General features: G+C 68.6%; 9 protein-coding genes. 4 read left to right on the top strand and 5 right to left on the bottom strand.

The window, feature by feature from the left end; genetic code table 11:
* A partial coding sequence (locus QAR72_RS15430; protein WP_304618265.1) for an FAD-dependent oxidoreductase occupies nucleotides 1-184 on the bottom strand: 184 nt, incomplete at its 3' end.
* A 260-nt stretch (nucleotides 185-444) separates the two neighbouring features.
* Between QAR72_RS15430 and greA the strand changes: the two genes are divergently transcribed.
* From greA to QAR72_RS15410, 4 genes are all read left to right on the top strand, one after another.
* Entirely contained in the window at nucleotides 445-915 is a 471-nt protein-coding gene (gene greA / locus QAR72_RS15425) for a transcription elongation factor GreA (RefSeq protein WP_304618264.1), read from the top strand.
* A 5-nt stretch (nucleotides 916-920) separates the two neighbouring features.
* Nucleotides 921-1,820 carry a hypothetical protein gene (locus QAR72_RS15420; RefSeq protein ID WP_304618263.1) on the top strand — a complete coding sequence of 300 codons (900 nt, stop codon included), beginning with the start codon at nucleotides 921-923 and terminating at the stop codon, nucleotides 1,818-1,820.
* 69 nt (nucleotides 1,821-1,889) lie between these two features.
* Nucleotides 1,890-2,663 (top strand): AzlC family ABC transporter permease, encoded by a 774-nt coding sequence (locus QAR72_RS15415; protein WP_304618262.1) that lies wholly within the window; start codon nucleotides 1,890-1,892, stop codon nucleotides 2,661-2,663.
* Nucleotides 2,660-2,986, top strand: a complete 327-nt coding sequence (locus tag QAR72_RS15410) for an AzlD domain-containing protein (RefSeq protein ID WP_304618261.1) — start codon at nucleotides 2,660-2,662, stop codon at nucleotides 2,984-2,986. Before QAR72_RS15415 ends, QAR72_RS15410 begins: the two co-directional genes overlap by 4 nt.
* On the opposite strand, the gene QAR72_RS15405 is transcribed toward QAR72_RS15410, so the two are convergent.
* The 4 genes from QAR72_RS15405 to QAR72_RS15390 form a co-directional block, all read right to left on the bottom strand.
* Entirely contained in the window at nucleotides 2,971-3,612 is a 642-nt protein-coding gene (locus QAR72_RS15405; protein ID WP_304618260.1) for a hypothetical protein, read from the bottom strand. The two genes, QAR72_RS15410 and QAR72_RS15405, sit on opposite strands and share 16 nt — an antisense overlap.
* 13 nt (nucleotides 3,613-3,625) lie before the next feature.
* Nucleotides 3,626-3,778, bottom strand: coding sequence for an aa3-type cytochrome c oxidase subunit IV (locus QAR72_RS15400; RefSeq protein ID WP_304618259.1), 153 nt, complete (start codon nucleotides 3,776-3,778; stop codon nucleotides 3,626-3,628).
* Nucleotides 3,779-3,830: 52 nt separating this feature from the next.
* Nucleotides 3,831-4,850 (bottom strand): MBL fold metallo-hydrolase, encoded by a 1,020-nt coding sequence (locus QAR72_RS15395; RefSeq protein ID WP_304618258.1) that lies wholly within the window; start codon nucleotides 4,848-4,850, stop codon nucleotides 3,831-3,833.
* A partial coding sequence (locus QAR72_RS15390) for an acyl-CoA dehydrogenase (protein WP_304618257.1) occupies nucleotides 4,847-6,024 on the bottom strand: 1,178 nt, incomplete at its 5' end. The genes QAR72_RS15395 and QAR72_RS15390, both read right to left, overlap by 4 nt.

The following is a 6,024-nucleotide window of genomic DNA, read 5'->3' as shown; positions in this document are numbered from 1 at the left end:
GGTCAAGCACCGCGCCCGACAGGATATGCGCCCCCACCTCGGAGCCCTTCTCCAGCACCACGACCGAAAGATCCGCGTCAAGCTGCTTCAGACGGATCGCCGCAGACAGACCCGCAGGACCCGCCCCAACGATCACGACGTCATAATCCATCGACTCGCGGATGATGTGGCTTTCGTCGGTCATGTGCTGGCAACCTCCCTTGGCGTCTGGCTCGTCCCACAGGTAATACGCAAGCCCGCGCGGGGCAATCGTGACGCGGGGACGAAATCGGCCGAAATCGGCGCGCCCGCGCGGGCGCAGTCTTGCATTGGCGCGGGATTTGGGGTCACGATACGGCAACTCGGGTCAGCGCCCCTGCCATCCAGATGGCGGGGGCGTTGGCTTGAAGCCCGATTGACACCAGAACCCGCAAGGGGCGCATCCCGCAAAAGGACAGGGCAGCGATGGACAAGATACCGATGACCCGCCGGGGCTTTCAGACGCTGGAAGCGGAACTGGGCGAGCTGAAATCCAAGGAACGTCCCGCCATTATCCGTGCCATCGCCGAGGCGCGCGAGCATGGCGACCTGTCCGAGAACGCCGAATACCACGCCGCGCGCGAAAAGCAGGGCTTCATCGAGGGCCGCATCAAGGAACTGGAATCGATCCTGTCGCGCGCCGAGGTGTTCGATCCCGCGAAACTGTCGGGCAGCGTCAAGTTCGGCGCCACCGTCGATCTGATCGACGAGGATACCGAGGAAGAGCGCAGCTATCAGATCGTGGGCGAGGCCGAGGCCGATATCGAGCGCGGCCTGCTGAACGTCCGTTCTCCGCTGGCGCGCGCGCTGATCGGCAAGGACGAGGGCGACAGCGTCGAGGTCACCACGCCCGGCGGCCAGCGCAGCTACGAGATCCTTCGCATCCGGTACGAGTGATCCGCATGACCCTAGCCGCCAGACTTGCCAGCCTTGCGCGCCGCGACGCGCTGACCGGACTGGGCCTTGCGCTGTCGGGCGTCTGGCTGCTGCTGGTTCTGCTGTTCTGGCTGCTGGGGCCTCCGGCCGAGGCGCAAAGGGGCGGGGTGACGCGGCTGGTCTCGGCCTTCGGGGTGGTGCTGCCGCTGGTGCTGGTCTGGATGGGCGTCGCGATGGCCCGCGCGCTGGCCCTGCTGCGTGCCGAGGCCGCGGAACTGCGCCGCCAGCTTGACGCGATGCGGCCCGACCTGCCCGGCGCGCCCGCACCCGAGCCGCAGGCCGAACCGCAACCCGAAGCACAGCCCGAACCCGCATCGGCGCAGCCCCGGCCGCGCCCCCGCCCGACCGGCGACCAGCGGCAGGCGGCGATGCGCTTCGAGGCGCCGCCCTCGCAGCCGGTCGATGCCGGAACGCTGATCCGGGCGCTGAACTTTCCCGACGGCCCCGACGATCACGACGCGATCGAGGCGCTGCGCGCGGCGCTGCGCGATCAGGACAATTCGCGCGTCCTGCGGGCCGCGCAGGATGTGGTCACGCTGCTGGCCGGGCGCGACATCTACATGGACATGCTGCCCCCCGCCCCGGCCCCCGCAGCCGTCTGGCGCCGCTTTGCCGAGGGCCAGCGCGGCAGCGCCGTCGCCGCCCTTGGCGGGATCGACGATCCCGACGCCCTGCAGACGACCGCCGCCATGCTGCGCGACGACGAGGTGTTCCGCGACGCCGCCCACCATTTCCTGCGCCATTTCGACGGGCTTCTGGCCCGGCTGGTCCCCGAACTGGACGATCTGCAGATCGCGGTTCTGGGCGACAGCCGCTCGGGGCGGGCCTTCATGCTGCTGGGGCGGGCGACCGGCAGTTTCGGCTGATCCGCCGGCTTGCCAAGACTTGCGCGTCATGCAACCAACTCGGCAACGACGCTGACAGGCGAAAGCACGATGTCCCCTTCTCCCGAACCACGGCCGCGCAAGCAGGCCCCCCATGACGCGGCCTCGGCCCGGGCGCTGGCGCGCAGCCCGCGTCAGGCCTTCTGGCACGGGATCGTGCAATCGCTGCCCTTCCTGATCGTGATCGTGCCCTTTGCGATCCTGTTCGGCGTGGTCGCGCTGGAGGCCGGAATGGACGTGGCGCAGGTCATGGGCTTTTCCGTGCTGGTCCTTGCGGGCGCGTCGCAATTCACCGCCGTGCAGCTTCTGTCGGACAATGCGCCGGTCATCATCGTGATCCTGTCGGGGCTGGCGGTGAACCTGCGGATGGCCATGTATTCTGCCTCGCTGGTGCCATGGCTGGGCAAGGCGACCAAGGCGCAGCGGGCGGGTCTGGCCTATGTGCTGATCGACCAGACCTATGCGCTGGCCATCCAGCATTACGAACGCCACCCGGGCCTGTCGATGCAGCAGCGTCTGGCCTATTTTGCGGGAACGGCGGTCGTCCTCTGCGTGCCTTGGATGATCGGCAGCTGGCTGGGCGCGACGATCGGCCAGGCCATCCCTGAAGAGATCGCGCTGGATTTCGCCATGCCCATCACCTTCATCGCGATGATCGCGCCGATGCTGCGGACGGCGGCGCATCTGGCGGCCTGCTTCGTGGCGGTGCTGGCGGCGCTGCTGCTGGCTGGGCTGCCCTCGGGGCTGGGGCTGCTGATCGCGGCGCCGCTCGGCATGGCGGCGGGCGCCCTTGTCGAGACCTTGACCGAAAGGAGCCGCGCATGACCTCGGATCAGGAAATCTGGGCGGTCATCGTCCTTCTGGGGATCGGGACCTATCTGATCCGCTGGTCCTTTCTGGGCGCGCTCGGCGGGCGCGTGATGGCCGGCTGGGTGCTGCGGCTTCTGCGCTACACGCCGGTCGCGGTGCTGCCTGCGCTGGTCGCGCCGCTGGTCGTCTGGCCCGCCGCGACCGAGGGTCAGCCCGACCCCGCCCGCATGGCCGCCGCCCTGGCGACCCTTGGGGTGGGGGTGCTGACCCGCAACGTCATGCTGGCCATCCTGGCCGGAGGCGTGACGCTGTTCGGGCTGCTTTACATCCTGCCCTGAACCGGACCCATCGCGCCGATGATCGTGCCGTCCTGCTGGCGCATCAGCACGTCGTGATTGTTCGCCGGATCGCCGTCGTAATGGCGGCGCGTCTGGACGTTGGGCAGCGTCAGGAACCACCGGCGCAGGCGCAGCGGCGAAAAGGCGACCGGTGCGCCTTCGAAGCCCGGCACCCGGCGCAGCACCCGGCCGCATTCGATCGCGCAGAAGCTGCGGCGTCCGGGGCCGTTCTGTTCGGCGCTGCGGATGCCCAGATCGGCGACCTCGCGCGGGACCAGCACCGTGTCCTCGGCCACCCAATAGGTCGAGCGGGCGTGGTAATCGATGTAGAACGCCCGGAAATTGTCGGTGATCCCGTAGAGGACGTCGCCGCGTTCGGGGATGCGCGGATGCTGCCAGCTTCCCGCCGGATCATAGATCACGCGCTGGCTGCCATTGAACATCAGCGCCGAGTGCCCGCCCTCGCCGCGCGGGATGCCGATGACGGTCAGCAGCGTGACCGAGGGCGGCTGATCCGACACATAGCGCGCGCGGCGCAGTTCCTCGTCGGTCGCCCAGACATTCTCGACACCGCAAGCGGCCAGCCCCGCCGGCAGCGCGGCGGCCAGAAAGGCACGACGTTTCATGAGACGCCGCGCCTCAGGAATTCGCGAGTGCGAGGAAGATCAGCACGGCCAGCGACAGGATCGTCACCCAGGTGGCGCCCTTGATGAACCCGGCAAAGGTCTTCTTGTGTTCGGTCAGGTCCATCGTGCCCTGCGTCGTGCCGGGTTTGTTGTCGAGATCGGCCATGTCTGCCCTCCTGCAAGCGTTTGGTTTCCGATAGACCATCAGGACGGACCTGTCACGCCCCCCACAGCACCGCGCCGTCGCTTTCGGCCACGGGCCGGATCACTTCGGCGCGGGCCAGATGGTTCAGATGCGCCACCGCCTCGACCAGGGCCAGCCCGAACTCCGATTCGCCGATGCCGCGGCGAAACAGGATGTCGAAGCAACCGACCGCGCTGCGAGGCGCCTCGGCCAAGGCAACGCGCAGGCGGTCCAAAGCGGCATGGTGGTTCTGGATCAGCTGCGACAGCCGGAAGGGCAGACCCGTGAAGGGCAGCTTGTGACCCGGCAGCACAAGCTGGTCGTCGCGGGCAAGCCCGGCCAGCCTCTCGCAGCTTTCCAGCCATTCGCCGACCGGATCGGCCTCGGGCTCGGTCGGATAGACCCCCAGATTGGGCGAGATGCCCGGCAGAAGCTGATCGCCCCCGATCACGACCGGATCGTCCTGCGACCACAGCGTCACATGGCAGGGCGCATGGCCATGCCCCATCGCCACCCGCCAGCGCCGCGCGCCGATGGTCAGCACCTGCCCCTCGGTCAGGCGGGCATAGCCGGGCGGCAGAGGATGCACGATATCGGCAAAGTTGAAGGGCCGTTCGCCCGCCCGCCGCGCCAGCAGGTCAGAGGGCATCCCGGCGCGGCGCCAGAAATCCAGCGCCTCGGGCGTGGGGCGGTCCTGTTCGTCCAGAACCAGCATCCGCGCCATCAGCCATGCCGTGCGGCTCATGGCAAGCTGCGCGCCACGCGCCACGAACCAGCCCGCAAGGCCGATATGGTCGGGATGATGATGCGTGCCAATGACCCGCGTGACGGGCCGCCCGGCCAGCGGCCCCGCCAGCAGGCTTTCCCAGATCGCGCGTGTGCGGCGGCTGTCCATGCCGGTATCGACGATGGTCCAGCCCCCGGCATCCTCCAGCGCGTAGACATTGACGTGATCCAGCGCCATCGGCAGGGGCAACCGCATCCACAGGATGCCGGGCGCGACCGCGATGGCCGCACCCTCTTCGGGAGGCGCCGGAAAGGGGTTGCGGATCACGCCGCGAAATCGCCCGCCAGCGCCGCATCTGCGATGCCGGTCAGATCGTCCAGCCCGGCCAGCGCCTCGGCCAGATCGCCGGCATTGCGCGGCAGGACGCGCAGCATGAAGACCCGCGCCAGCGCCCGGTGCGATTCCCCCCCGGCGAGGGCGGCACGCAGGTGGTAATGCCCGCCCAGCACCCGCGCAAAGGCATTGAGATAAGGCACCGCGCCCGCAAAACGCACCGGCAGGTCACGTTCCAGCAGGGTCAGCGTCGCCTCGCGCAGGGTCTCGGCGGCCTGCCACAGCTGATGGGCCAGATCGGAATGGGCGGCCTGCGCGGATTTCGCGCCGTCCAGCACCTCGTCCAGCAGGCGCATCGCGGCTTCGCCGCCATCCGACAGCTTGCGGCCGACCAGATCCATCGCCTGAATGCCGTTCGTCCCCTCGTAGATCGAGGTGATCCGCACATCGCGCAGATACTGCGCCGCTCCGGTTTCCTCGACATAGCCCATGCCGCCATGGACCTGCACACCCATATCGGCCACGCGGATGCCGACATCGGTGCCATAGGCCTTGGCGATGGGTGTCAGGAAAGCCGCGCGGGCGGCCTGATCGGCGTCGCCGGTCGCGCGCTCCATGTCGATGGCGGTGGCGCAGGCCAGACCGATGGCGCGGGCGGCAAAGACCTCAGCCCGCGCGGTGGCCAGCATCCGGCGCACATCGGGGTGCTGGATGATCGGGCCCATCTGGTTGCGGTCATGGGCATAGGCCACGGCCTTCTGAAGCGCCGCCTCGGCCACGCCGACACCCTGCATCCCCACGCCCAGACGCGCGCAGTTCATCATGGTGAACATCGCGGCCATGCCCTTGTTTTCCTCGCCCACCAGCCAGCCGGTGGCATTCTCGTAGGACATGACGCAGGTCGGACTGCCATGAATGCCCAGCTTGTGCTCCAGGCTGACGACCTTGAGGCTGTTGGCAACGCCCGGCTGGCCCTGATCGTCGGGCAGGAATTTCGGCACCATGAACAGGCTGATGCCGCGCGTCCCCTTGGGCGCACCGGGCAGCCGCGCCAGCACCAGATGGCAGACGTTCGAGCTCATGTCGCTGTCGCCCCAAGTGATGTAGATCTTCTGCCCGCTGATCCGGTAGGTACCGTCGCCCGCCGCCTCGGCCCGCGTCGTCAGGG

Source organism: Paracoccus sp. (in: a-proteobacteria), assembly GCF_030604785.1.
Lineage (GTDB): Bacteria > Pseudomonadota > Alphaproteobacteria > Rhodobacterales > Rhodobacteraceae > Paracoccus.
The sequence above is the reverse complement of the archived record's forward strand: the minus strand, read 5'-3'. Positions and strand labels throughout refer to the sequence as shown.